Source organism: Chitinophaga rupis, from assembly GCF_900109685.1.
GTDB lineage: Bacteria > Bacteroidota > Bacteroidia > Chitinophagales > Chitinophagaceae > Chitinophaga > Chitinophaga rupis.
Map to the genome: position 1 here is coordinate 12,375 of NZ_FOBB01000013.1, position 24,334 is coordinate 36,708.

Sequence of the window (24,334 nt, forward strand, 5' to 3'; positions counted from 1 at the left end):
AAAAACGCATGCAACAAATAGCTGTTATTGGCGCCGGAACTATGGGAAACGGCATAGCTCACGTATTTGCACAGCATAATTATAAAGTAAACCTGATAGATGTTTCTGCGCCTGCGTTGGAAAAAGCCCTGGGCGTTATTCAGAAGAACCTGGACCGGCAGGTAGCCAAAGGCAGCATTAACGAAACCGTGAAAACTGAAACCCTGCAAAACATTACTACCTATACTTCCCTTGCAGACGGCGTTAAGCATGCAGGGCTGATAGTAGAAGCAGCCACAGAAAACATTAACCTGAAACTAAAAATATTTGCAGAGCTGGACCAGCATGCACCGGCAGATGCGATACTGGCCACCAATACCTCCTCTATTTCCATTACCCGCATTGCTGCAGCCACCAAAAGGCCGGAGAAAGTAATTGGCATGCACTTCATGAATCCCGTACCGGTTATGAAACTGGTAGAGATCATTAACGGTTATGCTACGGATGCGGAAGTAACTAAAACAATCGTGAGCCTGTCTGAAAAGCTGGAGAAAGTACCCTGTGTGGTGAATGATTATCCCGGCTTTATCGCCAACCGCATCTTAATGCCCATGATCAATGAAGCCATTTGCTCTTTATATGAAGGCGTAGCAGGCGTGCAGGAAATTGACACCGTAATGAAGCTGGGCATGGCGCATCCCATGGGACCTTTACAGCTGGCGGATTTTATAGGGCTGGATGTGTGTTTATCTATTTTACAGGTGCTGCATGATGGTTTCGGAAATCCTAAATACGCCCCTTGCCCGCTGCTGGTGAATATGGTTACGGCCGGTTATTTAGGCGTAAAAAGCGGAGAAGGTTTTTATAAGTACACGGCCGGCAGTAAAGACCTGGTAGTGAGCAGCCGTTTCAAATAATATAAAAAGAAAGAGACCAGCTTTAAAGGGCCGGTCTCTTTCTTTTATGCAGCTCCAATCACTCTCCTGCGCTGAAATTATACTCTCCTGATCCTACCTCAAATACGGCATATCCTCCATCCATCTTTACAAATTTCACACCTTTATTTCCGGATATAACGGCATTGCCCTCTTTCACCTGCTGTTCCGACGCTGCGGGTACATATACCGCTGCCCGGGTATTAACCGGCACGGTGATCTTCCAGTTAAAGGTATTACCTTCCTTTTCCCAGGCGCTGCGGATCCAGCCATGTACAGAGTGGTAGCTGGCGCTTACCTTCTTCAGGTCTTTTACCGGCAACGGTTTCATAATGATCTTCTTAAAACCGGGAGCTGAAGGATCAGGCTTGATGCCTGCCAGGTTTTCGTAATACCATACTACCAGGTCGCCCAGCAGCATTACGTGATTACCTGAGTTCATGGCCGGGTCCGCGGTGTTGCCGTTCCACAACTCCCAGATAGTGGTGGCCCCATGTTCGGCCATATAACCCCAGCTGGGATAAGTGGTATTAGTGGCCAGCTGGTAAGCCAGGTCGCCACGCCCGTAATTGGTAAGCACCCGCATCAGCCATTCTGCGCCTACCAGGCCAGTGCTTATATGCCCATTGTAGTCCTGCAGGGTTTTATCCACCACATGGCGGAATACTGTATCCTGGCTGCCGGAAGGTGTAAGCCCGTAAGCCAGCGAAAAGATATTGGCAGTAGGTGTGTTGTTCGCATAATAACCTTCTTTTTTATTAAGGAACTTGTCGTTGAAAGCCAGCTTCACTTTTTCGCCCAGCTCCTTGAATGCGCTTACATCGGCTGTATTACCGGTGATGGTTGCAAAACGTTCCATCACTGTCAGCAGGTGATAATAGAAAGCAGTACCCAGGTAATCGCCGGCAGTTTTACGTGCAGGGTCTTTGGAGTGAATGAGCTCCGGCGACTCCGGAGGCATACACCAGTCGCCATAGGTGTCCTTTGTGAGGATATAATCTTTCATGTATTTATCCTTCATGTAGTACATCCACTTTTTCATGGAAGCATAGTGCTTGCGCAGCGGCTGGTCATCCCCATACTGCTCATACAGCAGGTTGGCGATGATCAGGTAAGCAGCCGGCCAGGTCATGTTATCCGAATATATTTTCCAGTAAGTGGGCGCCACATCGGGCACACTGCCCTCCGGCTTTTGCGCATCTTCTATATCCTGCAGCCATTTGGCATACAGCATGTGGTTATCGAAAATAAAGCTCTCTCCCCTGGCGCCTACAGCACGGTCGCCCAGCCATCCCATACGCTCATCACGCTGCGGACAATCCGTAGGCATGCCGCGGTAGTTACCGCGTATGCCCCAGTAGGCGTTCCTGTATATTTTGTTGATCACTTCATTGGAGGTTTCAAATTGGCCGGTAGTTTCCATTTCGTCATACACTACCCTGCCTTCAATAGCCGACAGATCCGGCTTGCCGGGATATCCTGTTACCTCTACATAACGGAAACCATGATAGGTGAAACGGGGCTCCCATTCTTCCGTGCCTTCTCCTTTTAGTGTATAGATGTCCGTTACCTTTGCAGAGCGGAGGTTATCCATGTACAGGGTGCTGTCATCTTTCAGGCGTTCTGCGAAACGCATGCTCACTTTGGCGCCTTTCTCCCCTTTTACTTTAAGATGCACCCAGCCTACAAAGTTCTGCCCCATATCGTAAATGAACATGCCGGGTTTGATCTCTTTCACACTCACTGCTTTCACGGTATCCATCACTTTGATATTATTGTTGGGCTGTGCCACCAGCAGGTCTGCAGGTTCCTGCACCAGCTGCACCGGCAGCCAGTTAGCGGTGTTATATCCCGGCTGGGCCCATCCTGTCAGCTCTTTGGTGGCATCGTACTCTTCACCGTCATACTCATTGTTAGCGATAATAGGCCCTGCGGCAGTTAGTTTCCAGCTATCGTCTGTGATCACGTTGCCGGTGCTGCCATCGTCATATACGAGGTTCAGCTGGCAGATCATTTTAGGATAACCGTAGTTTGTTATGTTTGGTTCCCGCATATGAAAGAAGCGGCCGTTACCGAGAATGGCGCCGATGGCATTATTGCCTTCTTTCAATTCAGCGGTTACATCAAAGGTGTTGTAAAATACGCGCTTATTATATTCCGTGGGGCCGGGCGCCAGCACCTGGTCTCCGATCTTTTTACCATTGATGTAAAGCTCATATAATCCCAGTCCGCTGATATAGGCGGTGGCGCGCTTTACCTTTTTGCCAACAGGAAATTCTTTCCTGAGATAACGTGCAGAAAGCCGGGTGAGGGTGTCTTTAGGCTTTTCCCATCCGAAAGCGGAATCAAGTCCTATCCATTTTGCCTGCCAGTCCGTGAGTTGTAACAACCCTGTACTCCAGCTGGCAGGCTTGCTCCAGCCGGATTCTTTACCATCCTTTGTCCACACTTTCACTTTCCAGTAACATTGCGCGCCGCTGCTGAGCGGCTTACCTGCGTAGGCTACATTAATGGATTGATCGGAGCTCACCTTCTCTGAGTTCCAGAGGTCTGCTTCATCGTTGTTGAGTGCATCTTCAGAAGAGGCAACCATGAGCTGGTAGGCCGACTGTTCGATGCCTCTGCCGCTGCTTTCGATCTCCCAGCTTAACCTGGGATTGCTAAGGTCAATGCCTGAAGGGTTTTCGCGGAATTCGCAGCGCAGGTGCGCCAGCGTAAGGTCATTGCTGGTTTGTTTACAGGAGTAGATCAATACTACCGGCAAGAGTAAAAGAAGAATCCGTTTTATCATGCTGTTGTATTTAAATAATAAATGCTATTGTGGGTTCTGTTCAAGGTTATCGAGATTCACATCTGTTTGCGGCAGGGGTAACAGCAACCGGTTGTTGCTTACCTGGTAAGCGTTTGACGGAATGTAAGTATGCTGCTGTTTTTCCCGCACACCATGTGCGTTCATGACTGTAACGGCATTGCCTGAACGTACCAGATCGTACCAGCGGTGGTTCTCAAACGCCAGCTCTACCTGCCTTTCATGAAACACCGCATTTCTGAAAGCAGTCTGGCTGTTCAGCTCCGCGGCTGTTTTGTTTGGCAGGCCTGCCCTTGTTCTCACCTGGTTCAGGAGGTCAAATGCTTCGCCGTTGGCCACAAAGCCCTGTTCATTGAGGCATTCGGCGATCATCAGCAATACATCTGCATAACGCAGCACAGGAAAATTATCGTTGGTACGTCCTACTTCAGTAAAGCCGTGGTTATACTTTTTTACATAGGGAATGTTCACAAAAACGCCATTGATGGTATAACCTTCTGAAAGGGAAGCTGCTTTACGTTTATCTCCTGCTTCATAAGCCGCGATCATGTCCTGTGTGGGAATATTCCAGCCCGAGCCGCTGCCGTTGATGCCTGTTTTGGTATCGCCGGTTACTGCGCTGCCGGATGTATAAGGGGCAAACGTGTACATGAAGCTACTGAACAATCCTGTTTGTGAGCCCAGGTACTGGATCTCGAAAATGGATTCAGGACCGTTCTTTTTATTCGGGTCAAAGATATCTGCATAATTAGGTACCAGCTGGTATCCCAGGGCAGTAACCTTGCGCAGCTCAGCTAAGGCTTCGGCATATTTCTTTTGTGTCAGGTATACCTTGCCCAGCAGGGTGCTTGCTGTAGCGGAGCTTGCCCTTCCTACATCAGCGCCGTTATATTTTGCAGGCAGCTTTGCAGCAGCAGCGGTAAGGTCAGCTATAATAACGGCATATACCTGCTCAACGCTTGCACGTCCTTTGGAAAGCGAGGAATCGGGCGATTGCACAGCGCTCATGCGCAAGGGCACACCACCGAACTGACGCACCAGGTTGAAATAATGAAAGGCCCGCAGGAACTGCACTTCGCCGGTGTACTGGTTGCGTGCAGCATCAGACATAGTCACTTCATCTATATGCGCCAGCACATCATTACAGCGGGAAATGCCGATATAGCTATCCTGCCAGAAGTTACGGATACATTCGGCGGTAGCGCCTACCAGGAATTCATCTACAAACTCCCACTGTTCTCTTCCCCTGTCTGCGTTGTTGTACTGGAACGCGCTGTTATCCGATCTCATTTCGCCGAAGATCCAGTAGCTTTCGCGGCCTAGGTCCTGCAGTATGTTGTAGGCTGCATTCACCGCCTGCTTGATCTCGTCTTCGTTCTTGTAAAATACATTGCTGTTGATGGTGGCTTCCGGGTTCAGGTCCAGGAAGTTTTTGCCGCAGCCGGTGGTCAGCAGCGCTGCCATCAGCGGGATGAGTATATATTGAATAGATCTTTTTCCTTGCATAACAGATGATTTTGCGGTTAAAAGGACAGGTTAAGGCCCAATGTGAACGTACGTGCGATCGGGTAGTTAGTAAAATCCTCACCGGGTGTAAGCGCCGTGCTGGTGGCGTTACCAGAAACGGTTTTACGGCTCACTTCCGGGTTGGCGCCACTGTACCCTGTAAAGGTGTGCAGGTTCTGTACACCGGCATACAGCCTTGCGCCGCTGATGAACTTTGTATGTTCCAGCCATCTTTTGCTGAAGTTGTAGCCCAGCGTAATGTTCTGGATACGCATGAATGAGGAGCTTTCTATCCAGGAGGAATTTACGTCGCGATAGATCACCCTTGCGCCATTGGTAGTTGGCGTAACACCGTCGCCAGGCTGCTCCGGCGAGCGCCAGCGGTTCAGCACTTTACGGTCCACGTTAAAGATGCCATCTATATTCAGCAGGTATTGATTAGCGGTTTTCATTACCTGTCCGCCCTGTGAGCCAACCAATACAATACCCAGGTCAAAGCCTTTATAGCTGAAATTATTCGTGAGCCCCCAGATGAACTTCGGGTTAGGATCGCCGATGATTGCAAAGTCATTCACCGGTTCTATGATACCGTTACCATCCACATCTTTATACTTGATAGAGCCTACTACAGAGGTAACATGCTTAGGCGAGCGGTTAAGATCGTCCTGGTCTTTATAAACGCCTTCTACTACATAACCGTAGAACAGGCCTACCGGTTTGCCTACTTCTGTAATATGCTGAAAAGAGCCTTCGCCACTGCGGCCGCTGTAAATAGGATCGTTCTTGGCATTTAATGCCAGTACCTTGTTACGGTTAAAAGCAATGTTGGCGTTAGTGGTCCATTTTAATGCACCATCCAGGTTATCGCTGCTGATGCCTATTTCAATGCCCTGGTTTTTTATTTTACCGGAGTTGATGATCACGTTCGTGTAACCGGATGACAGCGGGATCTCCGAATTGTATAACATGCCTTTGGTGATACGCCGGTAATAATCAACCGTAAGGTTTATGCGGTTGCCGAACAGGCCTGCATCCATACCTACATCCAGCTGGGAAGATTCTTCCCAGGTAAGGTCGAAATTGCTCAGGGAAGATGCGCTTCTGCCATTGGCGATCTGGCCGCCGAAAGCATAGTTATAAGCGGCAATGTTAGACATGTAAGTGTAGTTGCCGATATTGTAGTTACCTGAAAGGCCATAGCTGGCGCGCAGCTTCAGATCGCTGAGCCAGGAAACGCGTTTCAGGAATTCTTCTTCTGAAGCGCGCCAGGCAATAGCGCCGGAAGGGAATGTACCGTAACGGTTATTGTAACCGAAGCGGGAAGAACCATCGGAACGTACTGTTACAGTGAACAGGTATTTATCCTTCAGCGAATAATTGATCCTGCCCAGGTAAGAAAGCACGGCCCACTCCTGCACATCCTGCGAATAGGAAGGAATGGTAGCAGCAGCGCCAATAGGCTGGATCTTGTCATCCGGGTAATTGGAAGCATTGATCTGCAGGAAATCCCGGCGCTCTTTCTGCGCAGTATAACCCAATACAACGTTCAGCGCATGATCTTTGCCAAAGGTTTTATCGTAGGACAGCAACATTTCCGTGAGCCAGTTCATCGCATTGGCCTTTGACTGGGAAGAATTGGGAATGCTGGGCGGCGGGTTATTCACCCCGCCCAAAAAAGAGGGATTGAATACAAAAGTAGAGCCGTTGCCGTAGTTAACATTAAAGCTTGCCTTTGCTTTCAGCCCGTTAATGATCTCGTATTCACCATAAATATTGCCAAGGCCATTAAAGCTCTTTACATTGGTTACGCCAAACTCCAGGGAATTCAGGGGGTTGGCAGCACTGAACATACCGGGTGAGCTGATGTAAGGTGTGCGCTGCCCGGTATTATCATACACCGGGATCAATGGACTGAGCCAGAGGCTTTGCGTAAGCACATCGGTAAAGCTGTTCTCAAAATTGTTCACCTGCTGCGTGCTGTAGGTAGGCGCCAGGTTGAGGCCTATCTTCACTTTGCGGCCTATACGGCTTTCGATATTTGCCCGCACACTGTAGCGGTCATAACCCGTGTAACGCACTACGCCATCCTGGGTATAATAACCTGCTGAAAAATTATATTTCGTATTCTCTGTGCCGCCGCTAACGCTAAGGGTAGTATTATGCTGCAGCGCTTTTTTCAGTACGGTGTTGTACCAGTTGGTACCTGTGCCGTATTGTTCGGGATGACGATATTCTTCCGGTATATCCGCATCGGTAGCGGTTTGCCCGCGGGATGCAAAATCATCTATAATAATATCTTTCCGGAATTGGGCAAACTCACGCGCATTCAGCATTTGCGGCCGGCCCTTTTCAGGCACTTCCTGGAAGCCGGTATTGGTGTTAAGGCTTACACGCGGCACACCGCTTTTGCCATGTTTGGTAGTAACCACTACTACGCCGTTAGAGCCGCGGGAACCGTAGATGGCGGTGGAAGAAGCATCTTTCAGTACGGTGATGGATTCGATGTCATCAGGGTTGATGATGTTCAGCGGACTGGCTTGCTGGTCAAAACCGGAGGACAAAGGAAAACCATCCACTACATAAAGGGGATCGCTACCTGCGCCTATTGAGCCGGAGCCCCGGATCCGCACGGCTGCGCCGCCGCCGGGTGTACCGGTTACACTGCTTACCTGCACGCCGGGCACCTGCCCGGTTAGTTTCTGATCCATACCTGCTACCGGCAGGTCCTGCAGCTGTTTGCCGCTTACATTGGCCACTGCGCCGGTAAGGTCTTTCTTTTGCTGGGTACCGTAACCGATCACCACTACTTCGTTGAGCCCTGCAGTAGAAGTAATAAGCCGTACATTGATAACCGGCTGGCTGCCTACTTGCACACGTTTTTCATCATAGCCTATATAATGAAAAGAAAGCACATCGCCAGTAGCAGCAGCAATGCTGAACTGCCCGCCGGCATTGGTTTGTGTGCCTTGTGACTTACCGGCTATCTGCACGGTAACACCCGGCAAAGGATTGCCGGTAGAATCGGTCACCTGTCCGCTAACGGTGCTCTTTTGCTGTGCTGCAGCGGACAGGCAGCAGAGCATCAAAACCAGATTGCATAGAAAAACAGGCCAGCGCCCTGTTTGTTTGTTGGTAATGCTGTTGTACATAACGGGATGGGTTTAGCTGTTAGGAATGGATAAATGCAAAGAGATATCCCTGCCTTCCGGATGATGGCGGAGGCAAAACATAATGACGGTTTAAGTATGGTATTAGCTATCTGTGAAAGCTACCTGTACGCATGATAATAGTGATGATACCTTTTCATAACCGAGGAATTTTTAAGTGTTTTAGTTTAAATAATATGGCATGGCAGGAGATGGCTCTCCTGAATTACTGAGTACAATTTGAAGATGAGGTTAAATTAGAATAAAAATTCAGGGCAACTGTCCTATACTATCTTAATCATTGTAAAATATAAAAAGCCCTGTTCATTCCGTACAGGATGAACAGGGCTATGCGCTGTACTACTTCAGCAATAGCGGATTATTGGCAATTATTGGGAACAGTCTAACGGTAAGGGCTATATTACTTAACCGCTTTCAGCTCCCTCATTTCCAGCCCGTAGATCTCTTTTAAGCGCAGCAAACAAAGCTCTTTATTGGCCTTGGGTATGCCTATTTGCATGGCACAGAACAGCTGCAGTTCCTGGGAAAGAATGGAGCAGTTATTTTGTTTTACGGTGTTGATCACTTCATTTAAGATGGTGTAGTCGAAGCTAAGCTCGTACTTTACCTCTACATTCTTCTGCACGGCGGGTATCAGCTGTAATACCAGAGCAGTGGCCATTTTGTAGGCATTGATCAAACCGGGTGCGCCCAGTAAGGTGCCGCCAAAATAACGCACTACGATCACTAAAGTATCTGTAAGCTGTTTGCTGTCTATTTGTCCCAGTATGGGTTTACCGGCCGTACCGGAAGGTTCGCCATCATCGCTGGCGCGGAACTGCAAACCATCTGTACCCAGGCGGTAAGCAAAACAGTGGTGGGTGGCTTTGGGGTGTTCTTTTTTAACAACCAGCAGACATTCTTTTACATCATCTGTATTTTTTACCGGGAAAGCGTATGCAATAAATTTACTGCCTCTGTCCTTATATTCTGCGGTGGCAGTTTTCTCAATCGTAAAATAAACTTCCATTTCTTTAGTGGGCAGTTGGCAGTGTGCAGTTTGCAGTCAGGCGAAGGTACATGTGGTATATATACTGCCAACTGCGGACTGCTTACTGCCAACTATTCTGTGTTTCTATAATATGTTATATTATCCCCTTGCAGGGTTGTTTGTTCCATTAATAATGCACGGGGCAGTACCGGCGCCTTTACGCCATCGGGCAGCATGGTGCTGCCGTTAATTACCCGGGCTTCGTCCCACAGGCCGGCTTCTATAAAACGCTGTAACAGATACGCGCCCCCTTCTACCAGCACACTGTTAATATTCCTTTCATACAGGTGTTCCAGCACCTGTGGTAACAGCGGTTGCCGGAAATCTATCTGCACCGTTTCCGTAAGGCCATTTGTGCCGGATGCTTTTTCTGTAAAGAACCAGGTAGCTACGCTGCCATCCCACAGGTGATAATGCTGCGGTGTTTTCAGCTCCCGGTCTATTACTGCGCGTACCGGGCTTTTGCCGGTCCACAGGCGGTTGTTCAGGCGGGGATCATCGGTAAGGGCGGTATTGGTGCCTACCAGTATGGCCATTTCCTCATTCCGCCAGCGGTGTACCAGCCGGTCGCTGTATTCATTGGAAATACGTACCGGCTCGCCGGTTAGCGTGGCCATAAAACCAGCCGGGCATTGCGCCCATTTGAGCACAATATAAGGCCGTTTCTTTTCATGATAGGTAAAGAAACGTTTATTCAGCTCCCGGCAGGCCCTTTCCAGCACGCCAACAGTTACCTGTATGCCGGCCTGCTGCAGCTTTTCAATGCCTTTGCCGCTTACCTGTGAAAAGGTATCGGTACAGCCGATCACCACCCTGGGAATGCCTTCTTTCACGATCCTGTCGGCACAGGGCGGCGTTTTACCATGATGCGCGCAGGGCTCCAGCGTTACATACATAGTGGATTGGGGTATGAGGTATTTATCGGCCTCCGGCACCCGTTCAATACAATCCACCTCCGCATGCGCCTGGCCATATACCCGATGGTAACCTTCACTGATAATACGGTCCTGGTGCACCAGCAGCGCCCCTACCATGGGGTTAGGCGCTACCCGGCCGGCGCCCAGCTGGGCCAGCTGCAGGCAGCGTTGCATAAAAAGTTCGTCGTGCATAGGGTTCATGCGCTGAACGTTGGTTATGTTTGCAAAAGTATTATTTTCAGACCATTTGCATGAATATACAAGCGGCATTTACCTATATCATCAATACCATCGCCCCTATTTATGAGCCCAGGGAAGCGGCCAACATAGCCCATATAGTGGTGGAACATATTACCGGCCTCAATAAGCTGGACCGTATTGTATACAAAGACCGGAACCTGGACCCTGGGCAGCAAAACCGGCTGGAAGAGGCGGTGGCTGCGCTGCTGCAGCACCAGCCCGTACAATATGTAACCGGTACGGCCTGGTTTTATGGTATGGAGCTGCTGGTGAACCGCAATGTGCTGATACCCCGCCCGGAAACGGAGGAGCTGGTAGAATGGATCTTAAATGATGTGCAGATGATACCCGCGGCAGGCCTGCAGATGCTGGATATTGGCACCGGTAGCGGCTGCATTCCCCTGGCTTTAAAACAGGCACTGCCGGCAGCCAGCGTATGGGGTATTGATGTGAGCGACGGCGCTTTAACCATTGCAAAGGCCAATGCCGCCAAACAGCAGCTGGATGTACATTTTACGCAGGTAAATGTGCTGGATGAGGAAGCAACAGCGGCCTTGCCTTTATTTAATATTATTGTGAGCAACCCTCCCTACATTAAGCAAAGCGAACGTTTGGGTATGCAGCAGCAGGTACTGGATTATGAACCTTCCTTAGCGTTGTTTGTGCCGGATGAAGATGCCTTATTGTTTTACCGCCGTATTGTACAACTGGCTGGCAGCAAGCTTTCCAAAGGAGGCGCTTTATACTTTGAGATCAATGAAGCATTAGGGGCGGAAGTAGTGACCTTAATGGGAAAGGAAGGGTTTGCCAATGTGCAGCTGCGGCAGGATATTTTCGGAAAAGACCGCATGGTGAAGGGGGAAAACCTGCGCGATGTGTAGTACTTTTTCCTAGGCAGTGAGGCCTTGTTACCACAGTATTTTACGGCTGTTTTTGCTGCTAGGAGGGGAAACTTTAATTAATCATATTGGCATGATAATGGTGCATATTTAATCAAACGGACATTGATTTCCTAATTCACCTTATCCGTTTCCCTAAAAAGAAACAGTGATAAAAAACGAAAGGAATAAATGTTCTGAAAAGGAACGGTGATGTCCTAATTAACCTTATCTTCTTTCCTTGTAAAAGGGGGAAGGTAAAAAACAAAAGGAATAAGCGTTCCGACCCTAAGAGGTCGATGAGAAAGTTAAAAAAATGAAGGCGATGAAGTTTGCAAAAATTGTAGTTTCACCTCCATCATTAAACTGATCATCGATCTCTTTTTTTATGCCTATTCTTTCCGGTTTGGATTTGCGGTAGCCAGTACTACTTTAGCCCCAATTTCCCGCGCTACTTCCATTACTTTTACAATATCTTCTACGGGCACAGATCTTTCCGCATTTATTACAATGGTGGGATCTACATTTTCGCGGGCAATGGCCGGCACCAGCATTTGCTTCAGGCTTTCAAAAGGTATTTTATTGGTGCCAATGTAAAACTCTCTTTTATCGTTAATGCTTACCACTACTGTTTGTTTAGCCTTGGTGTTACTCTTGGCTTTAGGCAGGGTAAGTTTAATAACGTTGGGATTAGCCAGGGTAGATACGATCAGGAAGAACAGCAGCAGAATGAACAAAATATCGTTCAAGGCCGAATTATGCAGCTCCACCTGCCGTTTTCCTCTTCTATCTCGTAAATTCATGAGTATGATTTTAGATCTTAGATTTTAGATTTTAGATTTGATGAAAGCGGATACCTGCCCAAATCTAAAATCGTAAATCTACAATCGTAAATTATCTTGTTGGTTCCTGTAAGATATCAATAAACTCTGCGGATGCAGCTTCCATCTTATTGATCACTTTATCTATCTGCGCATTCAGGAAGCTGTAACAGATGTATGCTACGATACCGATTATTAACCCGGTAGCAGAGGTGATCATTTTTACGTAGATACCGCCGGCGATGGTGCCCAGGGTAATATCAGAGGTAATGGAGATGTTGAAGAAGGTCTGGATCATACCGGCAATGGTACCCAGGAACCCGAACATAGGCGCTATACCGGATATAATAGCCAGTATCACCAGGTTCTTTTCCATTTTATAGATCTCCAGCTTACCTACGTTCTCCATTGATTTCTCAATGTTCTCAATGGGCTTGCCTATACGTTGTATGCCTTTATCTATCATACGGGCAATTGGGCTGGCCGTATTTTTTGAGATAGAACGCGCTGCCTGCATGTTGCCGCTGGTAATATGGTCGCGGATCATGGGCATAAAATTGTTTTCCAGCTTACCTGCCTTGGAGATGGTGATATATCTTTCTACAAACACAAATACCGCTATAAGGGATAAGATGCCCAGCGGGATCATTAGCACACCTCCTTTCATCAACAGGTCCAGCAAACGTATCTGCTGATCGGCCGTGGCTGCGGCATTGGCAGCTGTGGCCACCGTATCAGCCTTGGGGGTCAGTAAAGAATCCTGCAATAATGTAACAAGTCCTAATAGCATGTACTGATTTTTAAACCTTGCAAAAGTATTAAATTAAGATACAATAAGTTAACGGAAACGAACGAAAATTAGTATATAGTTGGCAGTTTGCAGTTGGCAGTCATTGTACTACGGACTGCAAACTGCCAACTAACGACTGCCAACTAGCTCCTTTCCTCCCAAACCTGCACCAGATACACAATGGTTTCCACGGCCTTTTGCATATCCTGTATGCTTACATATTCATGTTTGCTGTGCAGGGCCATTTCACCGGTAAAGATGTTGGGGCAGGGCAATCCCATAAAGGAAAGGCGGGAACCATCCGTGCCGCCACGTATGATCATCTTTAAAGGCTCCACACCTGCACGGCGCATAGCATCGGCAGCATATTCGCATACCTGTGGGTGCTGGTCCAGCACCTCCTTCATGTTACGGTATTGCTCTGTTACCTGGAAGGTAGCGGTAGCCTGCGGGTAGCTTATTAACACACTCTCCATAATGCTGCGCAGGAAAGCTTCATGGCTGGCCAGTTCCGCGGTTACAAAATCGCGGATAATGAAGTCTATCTCTGCTTTTTCCACCACGCCCTGTATACGTACGGGGTGAATGAAGCCCTGCCGGTTTTCCGTAGTTTCCGGCGACAGGCCGTTAGGGGGTAAGGCGGCCACTATTTCACTGGCTACCTTAATGGCGCTCACCAGCTTATCTTTAGCTGTACCTGGATGTATGCCTACGCCGTGTATGGTGATCTTCACAGCATCGGCAGAAAAGGTTTCATCTTCCAGGGAGCCCCGCTCTCCCCCATCCAGCGTATAGCCGTATTGTGCATTCAGCTTTTGCATATCCAGCTTTTCCACGCCACGGCCGGTTTCCTCATCGGGCGTGAACAGAATGCGGATAGCGCCATGCTTTATTTCCGGGTGCTGTAATAAGAAGTGGGCGGCATCCATAATGGCCGCTACACCGGCTTTATCATCCGCGCCTAATAAAGTGGCACCACTGGCGGTAATAATATCCTCTCCCTTTTTTAATTGCAGGTAGGGATGTTCAGCGGGGCGTATTACCTGCAGCGGATCATCCGGCAGTATAATATCACCGCCGTCATATTTTGGGTGGATGATAGGTTTAACGTTGGTGCCACTGCAATCGCTGGAAGTATCCATGTGTGAGCAAAAGCAGATCACCGGCACCTTTTTATCCGTATTAGCGGGAATGGTGGCGTAGATGTAACCATGTTCATCCAGCTCCGCATCTGTAACACCCATAGCCAGCAGCTCCTGCAACAGCAGGCGGCCCAGGTCTTTTTGTTTGGCGGTGGAGGGAAAGGTAGCGCTTAACGGATCGGATTGCGTATCTATCTGCACATAACGCAAAAAACGTTCTGTAACGGTGTACTTGTAATTCGTAAACATCTTACAAACGTAAGATTTTCTTTTTAGCAACGCTTACCGGTTATAAAATAGAATAATAATCCTTAAAACTCCATTACAGTAATACAAAAAACCAAATTTTAAATACTTTACTATTTATATGTACTGTATATCTAGGTTTGTGTAGAAAATTGGCATGTATTAATGAAAGGTGTTTATATTTGCGTTGGTTCTTTACAACACTCAATACTGTTTGCGGTTCCCTTCACCAGCAGGTGCAGGGGATTAAAAAGGAACCGTGTGCAATTCACGGGCTGACGCGCAACTGTAAGTAACCTTTAAGGTGATGACCCATAGCGGTCCATTGCGCCGGCACTATGCCGGTGTGAGAAGGACGGTCTTCATTGTTACAAGCCAGGATACTTGCCGTAAACAATTTGATGTATGCTTTCGCGGATAAAGCAATACAATTTTAGATTTGAGATTTTAGATTTGAGATTTGAATAAAGCGAAGACTTGCCAGGTTCAATCTAAAATCGTAAATCTAAGATCGTAAATTCTCTCTCTTTCCCGCAAGCCTACCGTTGTAAGCATCCTATTCTTTTTACCATTTAAATTATTGCAAGTATGCAGACCAATGTACTTGGCTATCCGCGTATTGGTAGCCAGCGGGAATTGAAAAAGGCATGCGAAGCCTATTGGGCGGGCAAAATGTCTTTAGAGAAATTACAGCTTACTGCACGGCAGCTTCGCCGGCAGAACTGGGAAACCCTGCAGCAGGCAGGCATTGACCTGATCCCCTCCAACGACTTTTCCCTGTATGACCAGGTGCTGGATATGTGCCTGATGACCGGTGTAATACCGGCACGCTTTCAGCTGCTGATGTCAAGCCTGGCCAGCGCCAGCAGCCCGGAGCTGTACTTTGCCATGGCAAGAGGTTACCAGAAGAACGGCCTGGATATTACCGCTATGGAAATGACCAAGTGGTTTGATACCAACTATCATTACCTGGTGCCGGAGTTTGATGCCAGCCAGCAGTTCCGCGTGCTCTCCACCAAATGTGTGGATGAATTTAAAGAAGCAAGATCCCTCGGCATTCATACCAAACCAGTGCTGTTAGGCCCTGTGAGCTTTTTGCTGTTAGGTAAGATTAAAGATGAGGGCCTGCACGCCGCAGCGCTGCTGGAACAGCTGCTGCCGGTATACACCCAGCTGTTACAACAGCTGCAGCAGGCCGGCGCTACCTGGGTACAGATAGATGAACCCTGCCTGGTGCTGGACCTTACCGCAGAGCAAAGGAGCTTTTACCAATATGCCTATACGAAAATAAAGGCAGCAGCTCCTTCTTTACAACTACTGCTGGCCACTTACTTTGGCAGCCTGCAGGAGAATACTGCACTGGCGCTGGAGCTGCCGGTACAGGCCCTGCACATTGACCTGGTGCGTGCACCGGAGCAGCTGGATGCTGTGCTGAAAAATTTCCCGGCAGATAACCAGCTTTCCCTGGGTGTGGTGAACGGCCGTAACATCTGGAAAAATGATTATACACAATCCTTACAGCTGGTAAGCAAAGCAGCCGGCGCCATTGGCTTGCAACGATTGCTGTTGGCCACTTCCTGCTCCCTGCTGCATACTCCGTATGACCTGGAGCTGGAAAAAGATGAGCAGGTTTTAACTCCGCAGATTAAAGGCTGGATGGCCTTTGCCCGCCAGAAAGTGCAGGAGCTAACAGCGCTGAAGGCCATACTGGATGGCAACGAAGCCCTGCTGGAAGCCAACCGTAAAAGCCTGCACGAAAAAAGTATTGCCTCCATTGTGCATAAACCCGCTGTAAAAGCCAGGGTGGCCGCGCTTACAGTTGCCGACGCCACCCGCTTACGGCCTTTCCCTGCAAGACAAAAGGTACAGGAAAAAATATTACAGCTGCCCCTGTTCCCCACCACTACCATCGGCTCTTTCCCGCAAACGGAGGAGATCCGCAAGCTGCGGGCCGATCTGAAGAAAGGCAATATTACCACTGCGCAATATGATACGGCTATACGAAAAGCCATTGTAGACGCTGTACAGTGGCAGGAAGGCCTGCGCCTTGATGTGCTGGTGCATGGTGAGTTTGAGCGTAACGACATGGTGGAATATTTTGGCGAGCAGCTGGAAGGTTTTGTATTTACGCAGAACGGCTGGGTACAGAGCTATGGTTCCCGCTGTGTAAAACCGCCGGTTATTTACGGGGATGTGCAACGCAGTCAGCCCATGACCGTAGCATGGAGCAGCTATGCGCAATCCCTTACCCGCAAGCCCATGAAAGGTATGCTCACCGGGCCGGTAACTATTTTGCAATGGTCTTTTGTGCGGGATGATCAGCCCCGTTCTGAAACTACTTTGCAAATTGCGCTGGCTATACGCGATGAAGTAAAAGACCTGGAAAACGCCGGTATTAAGGTGATACAGGTAGATGAACCTGCCATCCGTGAAGGATTGCCCTTGCGCAAAGCGGATTGGGAAACCTACCTGGAATGGGCGGTGAAGGCCTTTCGTGTATCCGTGTCCTGCGTTAAGGATGAAACGCAGATCCACACTCACATGTGTTATTCAGAGTTTAATGATATTATTGATCATATTGCTGCAATGGATGCAGATGTGATCACCATAGAAACCTCCCGCTCGCAAATGGACCTGCTGGAAGCATTTGCAGCCTTCCGGTATCCGAATGAGATAGGGCCTGGCGTATATGATATTCACTCTCCACGCGTACCAACTATTCATGAAATGACGGAGCTGCTGGAAAAAGCCGTGCAACTATTGCCGGCACGCAACATCTGGGTAAACCCCGACTGCGGCCTGAAAACCCGCAAGTGGCCGGAAACAGAACAGGCGCTGCGTAACATGGTAGCGGCTGCACAGAATATGCGGGCTGCTGTACCGGTGTGATGATGTATTAATGTGCTGATATGCTAATGTGCTGGTGTTTGTTGATGTGCTGATATAATTTGATAATGTGTTAACGTTAATGGTGATAATGCTTGCTTAAATTCATTACATTTATTAACGCAATATTTTCAAATTGACGTCAGCAAACTAGCATATTAGCACATTAGCACATTTAGATTATGGCCTGTCACGAAACCGTTACCTGTCCCAGCTGCAAAACTACTTTTGAATGCCGTGTAGGTACTATTCTGCGCTGTCAGTGCCAGGATGTGCCGCTAACGGAAGATGAACGCCAGTATGTTGCAGAACGTTTTTCCGGATGCCTGTGCGCTTCCTGTTTGCAGGCCATGAAATCCAGCTACAAACAAGAAAAATTCAAACAGCGGCTACATAATATTTTCAACTTATTTGGAAAGCGATAAACGAATGTCATACGAAGCTCAGATTGCCCGTTCCGTTACCCGTATTTACAAAGCTGTTTTCCCGAATACGGTAAACCACTATGATACTATGTTTGGCGGTACCGCCATGCAGTTAATGGATGAAGTAGCTTTTATTACGGCTACCCGTTTTTCCCGTATGCGGGTGGTAACGGTATCCAGCGACCGTATAGATTTTAAGAAACCTATTCCGCATGGCACTATTATAGAGCTGGTAGGAGAAATAATACATGTGGGTAAAACCAGCCTGCAGGTGCGGGTAACCGTATATGTGGAGCAGATGTATTCCAATCACCGGGAGAAGGCCATTGAAGGCACTTTTGCTTTTGTAGCGATCGATGACCAGAAACGGCCGACGGCGATTGTGCTGCCGCACGAGTAATTACGAATTATTCAATTACGAATTACGAATTAAATGCAGCGGAGATGAGCATTATTTAATTCCTGGTTCATAATTGACTTATAGTAGTTTTATATGCATTGCTCAATTCGTAATTGACCATTCTTAATTAAAAAAGTCCTGCATCTAAGACGCAGGACTTTTTTATATGTACTACTCAATTCGTAATTGAATAATTCGTAATTAACTATTTTATCTCTACCAGCTCAATTTCAAAGATCAGGTCTTCACCTGCCAGCGGATGGTTGGCATCCAGCGTAACAAATTCAGTGCTTACACCGGCTACTTTTACCGGGAATACCTGGCCCTGCGCATTGCTCATTTGCAGCTCCATACCTATTTCCGGTTTAAGGTCGTCTGGTATATTGGCTTTGGGAAAATCCATGATCAGCTCATCGTTCTTGGGGCCATAAGCCTGATCCACAGGGATTTCCAGCCTTTTTTTGTCGCCTACCTGCATCTCGAGTACGCCACTATCAAAGCCTTTGATCACCATGCCGGCACCTACTTTAAACTCCAGCGGGTCCCTTCCTTCAGAAGAATCAAACGTAGTACCGTTGATTAAAGTACCGTGATAATGTACACGTACCGTATCCCCGTTTTTAACTGTTTGCATAACGAATAATAATTAAGTGTTAACAGATGATGTCTGCTGCAAGGTAAGGAAAAAAGATCATGGCACACAAGCTGAGCAATCCGTATTTTTACACGCCTGGCATGCATTGGTTCCGGTAAGATGCCTGGTACTGCCGGGCTGGCAGCAATGGTTACAGGGCGATCCGTATTGACTAAAACCTGCAACAGCACTATATAATTGCTATCATCCGGGCCGGCCTGCCATATGCCTGTATGGTTCATATAAGGCAGTATCGTAGCGTAACATAATGTTATACGGCTACTTGTAATTATAAATTTTTAACTATTTATTATAAAAAATGATCGAAAAACAAGACCTGCGTATTGTGTTTATGGGCACACCTGATTTTGCAGTGGCATCGCTGGATATACTGGTACAGGAAGGCTACCAGATCGTTGGAGTGATCACGGCGCCGGATAAACCCGCTGGCCGTGGCTTGCAGCTGCAGGAAAGCGCCGTAAAGAAATATGCAGTAGCGAAAGGACTAAAAATATTGCAACCGGAAAAGCTGAAGAACCCGGAGTTCCTGGAAGAATTAACCGCCTTAAAGGCGCATCTGCAGGTGGTAGTGGCATTCCGCATGCTGCCGGAAGTAGTGTGGAATATGCCGCCCCTGGGTACTATTAACGTACATGCGTCCCTGTTACCTGACTACCGCGGCGCTGCGCCTATTAACTGGGCCATTATTAACGGCGAAAAGGTATCCGGCGTTACTACCTTTAAACTGCAGCATGCTATTGATACAGGTAATGTGCTGTTCAGTGCTCAGGTACCCATTAGCGATGATGAAACAGCCGGTGAGCTGCATGATGATCTGATGCAGACCGGCGCACAGGTGCTTTTAAAAACCGTAGCCGCCATTGCAGCCGGTACTGCTGAAGAACGGCCGCAGCCCGCGCTGGACCCGGAAAAGATAAAACATGCTCCCAAGATCTTTAAGGAAGACGGGCGTATTAACTGGCAGCAGCCTATTGACAAGATCTATAACCTGGTGCGGGGCCTGAGCCCCTACCCCACTGCCTGGACCACCCTGCAGGATAAGCAGCTGAAAATATTCAAAGCAACCAAAGAACATGCTACCCCCTCCGTAGCACCCGGCGAGCCGGTAACAGATAACAGAACTTACCTGAAAATAGCCGCCAGTGATGGTTACCTGGTATTACAGGAGATACAGCTGGAGGGGAAAAAGAAGATGGAGGTTGAGGCGTTCTTACGTGGGTTCCGGCTTGGTAATTAATAATTAAGAATGAATAATTAATAATCGTGTAGCAGGTATACCGGGAAAGGATAAAGCCAAAACGGTGGTATCAAAAATAACCTGCTTACACCAATACATAAATAAAGAAGGCTGCTCAAGGTAATGAGCAGCCTTTCTTTTATGATTCGTTGTAGCGGTGTATCATTGAACACCGGCCCTATGATTATTAATTATTCATTCTTCATTATTAATTCTCGTAGCTCAGCTCACAATAGAACTTCGTTTCATTAGTTCCCAGAGCTTCAATGGCGGAATCGCTTAGCTTGATGATCAAACCGGCATTCTGCTTCATTTGCGGAATGGCTTCCAGCACTTTGGCATAAATGGATTTACCATTCAGCGGGTTGGTAACTTTTATAATAGTGCCACGGGAAGCGGAGTTATGCAGGGCATAATACTTACCCGCACCGGCATTGCTCTTAAACCAGGAGCCAGGGCCTTTTTCAGTGGTTGGCTTTTTACCGGCGGTTTGCTGAGAGTAGATCTGCTCAAAGCTGGAACCGGATGGCGCAGGAGGCGGCGTGCTGGCTGCGGGTGCAGGAGCTGGCGCAGGCGCTGATGCATGTGTTTCGCTGGCGCTATTGTTATCACTGTCTGTTGTAGTATTGCTGCTTACCGGCGGCGCAGGCGTAACTACCGGGGGAGCCGGTGTTAATACGGTAGACGGCGCAGGATTGTTCTTTACAACGGTGGTGGTTTCTGTTACCGGTGGTGCGGGCGCAGGGCTGGCAGGTGCAGCAGCAGGAACGGTTGACGGCGGCGGGGCGGCGGGTGTATGAGATGCGATCACAGCGCCATTATTAGTACCTTTCACGTATCCTACTACCAGGTAACTGTCTTTCTGTACACCATCACCTGTCAGGTTATTCCAGTGGCGGATGTTATCCAGCGATACTTTATTATAATTAACGCTGATGCGGTACAGGGTTTCTTTTTCCAGTACTTTATGATATACCGGGTGGCCGGCTGCTTCGCCGCTTTGCACAAAGTTGCCTTTGTTCAGCGGGATCTTTACGCTTTGGCCCAGCTGTAATCCACCATCAAAATTAAGATTGTTCTGTGCGGCAATTTCTTTGGGGGGCACGCTGTAGGCGCGTGACAGGCTATAGAAGGTCTCTCCTTTTGTTACAGTGTGCATTAAATACAGATCAGGAGCAGTGCCCTGTACCTCTAATATGTCCTGTGCCTGTACACCTGCTGCACCCAACATAATTCCCATGATAATCAACAATGATCTGACCATACTGACTCTTTTTATAATGCTAAACGCATTTTCCGGCAACGAATATATGCGTTAAAATTGATAAATTTTGATTCTCCGCCGGTGTGAAAACCTCAAACCTCTTTCAAAATACGGAGTTCTTTAGGATAATAATTGTTGATGCGGTTAGGCAGTATCTTGGCCCATCCCAGGGGCATTTGCTCATATACCATCAGCGCCCAGCCCTTTACACCGGTGGGTACTGCCGGATCTTCCTTACGCAGGTATTGTAAGGCTTGTGCTTTATTCAGCGCTACCTGCGGTATGTTGGCAGCCAGTAAAGTGCTCATGGCTAACTGGTGGTCCGGTACCAAATCTTTCGCAGTCAACTGCCCGGCTTTTACGCCGGCTTTCCGCAAATATAACTGTTGTTGCAATACGGCCACTGCGGGCGCCAGGCTAGCGGGTAAAATAATCGCATCGCCCTGATGCTCCATTAAGAACATTTCTGCCGTGGTATTCAACCAGGGAAATACTTTTTCCTGCTCTTTTTTAGATAACGCCGGCAGGGTGTCTTTTAGTTTGCGGGAGACCACGGGATCTGCGCTGGTCTTGCGGAAACAGGCAATAAAAAAACCTTCGCCCATTACCTGGTCCGGGTAAAAACGGTAACCTTCACAATTTCGTTTATCCGACCTGGTGGTTACAATATGCCAGTCTGCCGGCACCTGCAAGGGTATATTTTCAGCTTCCAGCTCTGTTGATAACCAGTCCAGGATGGCTTCATCTTCTTCTTTGGAGTAAGAACAGGTGGAGTAAATGAGCACACCGTTCTCTTTCAGCGCAGGCCATGCATCAGCCAGAATGCGCTGCTGGCGCTGGCTGCAAAGCGTCACATTTTCCGGCGACCATTCCTCCACTGCTTCCGGATCGCGGCGGAACAAACCAGAGCCTGAACAGGGCGCATCTACCACCAGCACATCAAAAAAGCCTGGCAGGCGGCCCATATCCCGCGGATCATTATTCGTAACCACCACATTCTGCGCACCCCAGCGGCTAATATTATCTGCCAGCAAACCGGCACGGGCGCGGATCACTTCATTGGACACCAGCAAACTATCTGCAGAAAATAAAGCCTGCAGCAACGTGCTTTTACCGCCCGGTGCAGCGCAGAGGTCCAGTACCTTCAAAGGCTGCGACAGATCACAGGTTTGGCGGATGGCATGTTCCAGGAACATAGACGAGGCTTCCTGCACATAATAAGCGCCGGCATGAAAAAAAGGATCGAGCGTAAAGGATGGACGTTGTGGCAGGTAATAACCGTACTGCGACCAGGGCACCGGGCTTACCGGCGCAGCGCTGAGCGACTGTAATACCTGTGCTGCTTCAGCAACATTGTGCACTTTAGCCGGATTCAAACGCAGGGAAGTAACCCGCTCTCCGCTTGCATGCACCTGTAAAAATGCTTCCTCATTATAACCCGGAAGCCCCCGCAAACCGGCTAACAGCGCAGGAGGTAAATATGTAGACAATGGAAAAACTTTTGCGCAAAAATAATTAATAATGAAGAATGAATAATTAATAATCGCAGGGCTGGCTTACTCTCAGCACTGGCACTACGTCTATTAATTCTTAATTATTCATTATTAATTAAACCTGCTTGATCTCCGAGATCAACTGTTGCAATACCTGCTTGGCATCGCCAAACAGCATGGAGGTTTTGGGTTGAAAGAAAAGATCGTTCTCAATGCCAGCATAACCGGGTTTCATGCTACGCTTATTTACGATCACCATTTTGGCGGTTTCCACTTCCAGGATGGGCATACCGTATATAGGGCTGTCGGGGTCATGTTTTGCTGCGGGATTCACCACATCATTAGCGCCTAAAACCAGCACTACATCTGTAGTAGGCAATGCGGCATTGGCCTGCTCCATTTCCAGGAGCTTGTCGTACGATACATCTGCTTCTGCCAGCAGCACATTCATATGGCCCGGCATACGGCCTGCCACCGGGTGAATAGCATACAGTACGCTTACCCCTTTTTCTTCCAGCTGCTTTTCCAGCTCATGACAGGCATGCTGGGCCTGCGCTACTGCCAGCCCATATCCCGGCACGATCATCACTTTTTGTGCATATGCCAGCACCACTGCGGCATCTGACAAAGAAATAGCTTTGTATAATCCCTGCTCCTTAGCCACACCGGCTTTGGCGCCGCCAAACGAGCCAATGAGCACATTTTTCAGGGAGCGGTTCATGGCCTTACACATTAAAATAGTAAGGATGGTACCTGCAGAACCTACCAGGATACCACCGGTAAGCATTACCTGGTTATTATACAAAAAACCGCCGCAAGCCGCAGCTACACCGGTAAAGGAATTCAGCAGGGAAATTACCACCGGCATGTCTGCACCGCCAATAGGCATCACAAACAATACCCCGTATAACAACGCTAACACTAATACAATGTAAAACAAAATGTGGTGGTGCACCTGTAATCCGTCATTGCTCCAGAGCAGCCATACAGCGCAGATGACCATTACGGCCAGCACAACCTGGTTCACAATATGCTGCCCCTTAAATGCAAAATCTTTGATACGCCCGTTCAGCTTTCCCCAGGCGATCATACTGCCGGCAAAGGAAACAGCGCCTATCATTAACCCCAGTAAAATAGTCAGCAGCTCTCCGGTTGTTACCACATTCTCACTTAAATGCCGGAACTCTATTGCAGAGATCAATGCCGCGCAGGCCCCGCCGGTACCGTTGAACAGGCTTACCATTTCCGGCATAGCGGTCATTTTTACCTTTTTTGCGGCCAGCACACCTATTACCCCGCCAATGAGCAAGCCCGTGAAGATCCATCCATAATTATGCAATCGCTCTCCGTTGTGCTCATACAGGAAGATGGTGCCCAGGATAGCCAGCGTCATGCCTCCGGCCGCTATCAGGTTGCCTTTGCGGGCAGTAGCCGGATGGCTGAGCATTTTTAAACCAATAATAAACGTAACAGAGCCAAGCAGGTAAATGATGGATAACACGCTGAAGGACATA

Annotated in this window: 18 protein-coding genes and 1 riboswitch; of the genes, 6 read left to right on the forward strand and 12 right to left on the reverse strand. The window is 48.3% G+C overall.

All coding sequences use genetic code 11. The annotated features are described in order from the left end of the window. Positions 1-8 precede the first annotated feature (8 nt). Positions 9-896, forward strand: a complete 888-nt coding sequence (locus BMZ54_RS30945; RefSeq protein ID WP_089920935.1) for a 3-hydroxyacyl-CoA dehydrogenase family protein — start codon at positions 9-11, stop codon at positions 894-896. Between the two features lie 58 nt (positions 897-954). On the opposite strand, the gene BMZ54_RS30950 is transcribed toward BMZ54_RS30945, so the two are convergent. From BMZ54_RS30950 to ribD, 5 genes are all read right to left on the reverse strand, one after another. Further along, the gene (locus BMZ54_RS30950; protein ID WP_089920937.1) at positions 955-3,705 is read right to left on the reverse strand and encodes a glycoside hydrolase family 78 protein; all 2,751 of its coding nucleotides are present in this window, start codon (positions 3,703-3,705) and stop codon (positions 955-957) included. Positions 3,706-3,729: 24 nt separating this feature from the next. Continuing rightward, on the reverse strand, positions 3,730-5,229 hold the full coding sequence (locus BMZ54_RS30955; protein WP_089920938.1) for a RagB/SusD family nutrient uptake outer membrane protein: 1,500 nt from the start codon (positions 5,227-5,229) through the stop codon (positions 3,730-3,732). Positions 5,230-5,246: 17 nt separating this feature from the next. Further along, entirely contained in the window at positions 5,247-8,378 is a 3,132-nt protein-coding gene (locus BMZ54_RS30960; protein WP_089920940.1) for a SusC/RagA family TonB-linked outer membrane protein, read from the reverse strand. Positions 8,379-8,796: 418 nt separating this feature from the next. After that, entirely contained in the window at positions 8,797-9,405 is a 609-nt protein-coding gene (locus BMZ54_RS30965; RefSeq protein WP_089920942.1) for an IMPACT family protein, read from the reverse strand. A gap of 92 nt (positions 9,406-9,497) precedes the next feature. Beyond that, positions 9,498-10,535, reverse strand: coding sequence for a bifunctional diaminohydroxyphosphoribosylaminopyrimidine deaminase/5-amino-6-(5-phosphoribosylamino)uracil reductase RibD (gene ribD, locus BMZ54_RS30970; protein WP_238386740.1), 1,038 nt, complete (start codon positions 10,533-10,535; stop codon positions 9,498-9,500). Between the two features lie 59 nt (positions 10,536-10,594). Between ribD and prmC the strand changes: the two genes are divergently transcribed. After that, positions 10,595-11,464, forward strand: a complete 870-nt coding sequence (prmC, locus tag BMZ54_RS30975) for a peptide chain release factor N(5)-glutamine methyltransferase (protein WP_089920945.1) — start codon at positions 10,595-10,597, stop codon at positions 11,462-11,464. A 389-nt stretch (positions 11,465-11,853) separates the two neighbouring features. Here prmC and BMZ54_RS30980 read toward each other — a convergent pair whose 3' ends face one another. The 3 genes from BMZ54_RS30980 to pepT all read right to left on the reverse strand — a co-directional run bounded on the left by BMZ54_RS30980 (position 11,854) and on the right by pepT (position 14,463). Then, a complete protein-coding gene (locus BMZ54_RS30980) occupies positions 11,854-12,264 on the reverse strand; it encodes an ExbD/TolR family protein (RefSeq protein ID WP_089920947.1) in 411 nt (136 codons plus the stop codon). Between the two features lie 91 nt (positions 12,265-12,355). Beyond that, positions 12,356-13,072: a MotA/TolQ/ExbB proton channel family protein gene (locus BMZ54_RS30985; protein ID WP_089920949.1), complete on the reverse strand. Its 717-nt coding sequence runs from the start codon at positions 13,070-13,072 to the stop codon at positions 12,356-12,358. Between the two features lie 143 nt (positions 13,073-13,215). Further along, on the reverse strand, positions 13,216-14,463 hold the full coding sequence (pepT, locus tag BMZ54_RS30990; protein ID WP_089920950.1) for a peptidase T: 1,248 nt from the start codon (positions 14,461-14,463) through the stop codon (positions 13,216-13,218). A 197-nt stretch (positions 14,464-14,660) separates the two neighbouring features. Beyond that, positions 14,661-14,866: riboswitch (cobalamin riboswitch) on the forward strand. 182 nt (positions 14,867-15,048) lie between these two features. Between pepT and metE the strand changes: the two genes are divergently transcribed. From metE to BMZ54_RS31005, 3 genes are all read left to right on the forward strand, one after another. Further along, positions 15,049-17,349, forward strand: a complete 2,301-nt coding sequence (gene metE, locus BMZ54_RS30995; RefSeq protein WP_089920952.1) for a 5-methyltetrahydropteroyltriglutamate--homocysteine S-methyltransferase — start codon at positions 15,049-15,051, stop codon at positions 17,347-17,349. Between the two features lie 179 nt (positions 17,350-17,528). Next, on the forward strand, positions 17,529-17,771 hold the full coding sequence (locus tag BMZ54_RS31000) for a cysteine-rich CWC family protein (protein WP_089920954.1): 243 nt from the start codon (positions 17,529-17,531) through the stop codon (positions 17,769-17,771). 4 nt (positions 17,772-17,775) lie between these two features. Continuing rightward, complete coding sequence (locus BMZ54_RS31005) at positions 17,776-18,171, forward strand: acyl-CoA thioesterase (protein WP_089920956.1); 396 nt, start codon at positions 17,776-17,778, stop codon at positions 18,169-18,171. Between the two features lie 205 nt (positions 18,172-18,376). Here the strand turns inward: BMZ54_RS31005 and BMZ54_RS31010 are convergent, their stop codons facing one another. After that, a complete protein-coding gene (locus tag BMZ54_RS31010) occupies positions 18,377-18,805 on the reverse strand; it encodes an FKBP-type peptidyl-prolyl cis-trans isomerase (protein ID WP_089920958.1) in 429 nt (142 codons plus the stop codon). Positions 18,806-19,124: 319 nt separating this feature from the next. Here BMZ54_RS31010 and fmt point away from each other — a divergent pair, with 319 nt between their 5' ends. Continuing rightward, the gene (fmt, locus tag BMZ54_RS31015; protein WP_238386741.1) at positions 19,125-20,063 is read left to right on the forward strand and encodes a methionyl-tRNA formyltransferase; all 939 of its coding nucleotides are present in this window, start codon (positions 19,125-19,127) and stop codon (positions 20,061-20,063) included. A 208-nt stretch (positions 20,064-20,271) separates the two neighbouring features. Here fmt and BMZ54_RS31020 read toward each other — a convergent pair whose 3' ends face one another. From BMZ54_RS31020 to BMZ54_RS31030, 3 genes are all read right to left on the reverse strand, one after another. Beyond that, positions 20,272-21,327 (reverse strand): LysM peptidoglycan-binding domain-containing protein, encoded by a 1,056-nt coding sequence (locus BMZ54_RS31020; protein WP_089920960.1) that lies wholly within the window; start codon positions 21,325-21,327, stop codon positions 20,272-20,274. 92 nt (positions 21,328-21,419) lie between these two features. After that, the gene (locus BMZ54_RS31025; RefSeq protein WP_089920961.1) at positions 21,420-22,817 is read right to left on the reverse strand and encodes a methyltransferase RsmF C-terminal domain-like protein; all 1,398 of its coding nucleotides are present in this window, start codon (positions 22,815-22,817) and stop codon (positions 21,420-21,422) included. A gap of 118 nt (positions 22,818-22,935) precedes the next feature. Then, complete coding sequence (locus tag BMZ54_RS31030; RefSeq protein WP_089920964.1) at positions 22,936-24,333, reverse strand: NAD(P)(+) transhydrogenase (Re/Si-specific) subunit beta; 1,398 nt, start codon at positions 24,331-24,333, stop codon at positions 22,936-22,938. Between the last annotated feature and the right edge of the window lies 1 nt (position 24,334).

What these genes read in the sequence shown, in the direction of transcription:
- BMZ54_RS30945 (WP_089920935.1), top strand. Translation starts at nt 9, where the DNA reads ATGCAACAAATAGCTGTTATTGGCGCCGGAACTATGGGAAACGGCATA.
- pepT (WP_089920950.1), bottom strand. Translation starts at nt 14,463, where the DNA reads ATGTTTACGAATTACAAGTACACCGTTACAGAACGTTTTTTGCGTTAT.
- BMZ54_RS31020 (WP_089920960.1), bottom strand. Translation starts at nt 21,327, where the DNA reads ATGGTCAGATCATTGTTGATTATCATGGGAATTATGTTGGGTGCAGCA.
- ribD (WP_238386740.1), bottom strand. Translation starts at nt 10,535, where the DNA reads ATGCACGACGAACTTTTTATGCAACGCTGCCTGCAGCTGGCCCAGCTG.
- BMZ54_RS30960 (WP_089920940.1), bottom strand. Translation starts at nt 8,378, where the DNA reads ATGTACAACAGCATTACCAACAAACAAACAGGGCGCTGGCCTGTTTTT.
- BMZ54_RS31005 (WP_089920956.1), top strand. Translation starts at nt 17,776, where the DNA reads ATGTCATACGAAGCTCAGATTGCCCGTTCCGTTACCCGTATTTACAAA.
- BMZ54_RS31010 (WP_089920958.1), bottom strand. Translation starts at nt 18,805, where the DNA reads ATGCAAACAGTTAAAAACGGGGATACGGTACGTGTACATTATCACGGT.
- prmC (WP_089920945.1), top strand. Translation starts at nt 10,595, where the DNA reads ATGAATATACAAGCGGCATTTACCTATATCATCAATACCATCGCCCCT.
- BMZ54_RS30985 (WP_089920949.1), bottom strand. Translation starts at nt 13,072, where the DNA reads ATGCTATTAGGACTTGTTACATTATTGCAGGATTCTTTACTGACCCCC.
- BMZ54_RS30950 (WP_089920937.1), bottom strand. Translation starts at nt 3,705, where the DNA reads ATGATAAAACGGATTCTTCTTTTACTCTTGCCGGTAGTATTGATCTAC.
- fmt (WP_238386741.1), top strand. Translation starts at nt 19,125, where the DNA reads ATGATCGAAAAACAAGACCTGCGTATTGTGTTTATGGGCACACCTGAT.
- BMZ54_RS31030 (WP_089920964.1), bottom strand. Translation starts at nt 24,333, where the DNA reads ATGTCCTTCAGCGTGTTATCCATCATTTACCTGCTTGGCTCTGTTACG.
- BMZ54_RS30980 (WP_089920947.1), bottom strand. Translation starts at nt 12,264, where the DNA reads ATGAATTTACGAGATAGAAGAGGAAAACGGCAGGTGGAGCTGCATAAT.
- BMZ54_RS31000 (WP_089920954.1), top strand. Translation starts at nt 17,529, where the DNA reads ATGGCCTGTCACGAAACCGTTACCTGTCCCAGCTGCAAAACTACTTTT.
- BMZ54_RS30965 (WP_089920942.1), bottom strand. Translation starts at nt 9,405, where the DNA reads ATGGAAGTTTATTTTACGATTGAGAAAACTGCCACCGCAGAATATAAG.
- metE (WP_089920952.1), top strand. Translation starts at nt 15,049, where the DNA reads ATGCAGACCAATGTACTTGGCTATCCGCGTATTGGTAGCCAGCGGGAA.
- BMZ54_RS30955 (WP_089920938.1), bottom strand. Translation starts at nt 5,229, where the DNA reads ATGCAAGGAAAAAGATCTATTCAATATATACTCATCCCGCTGATGGCA.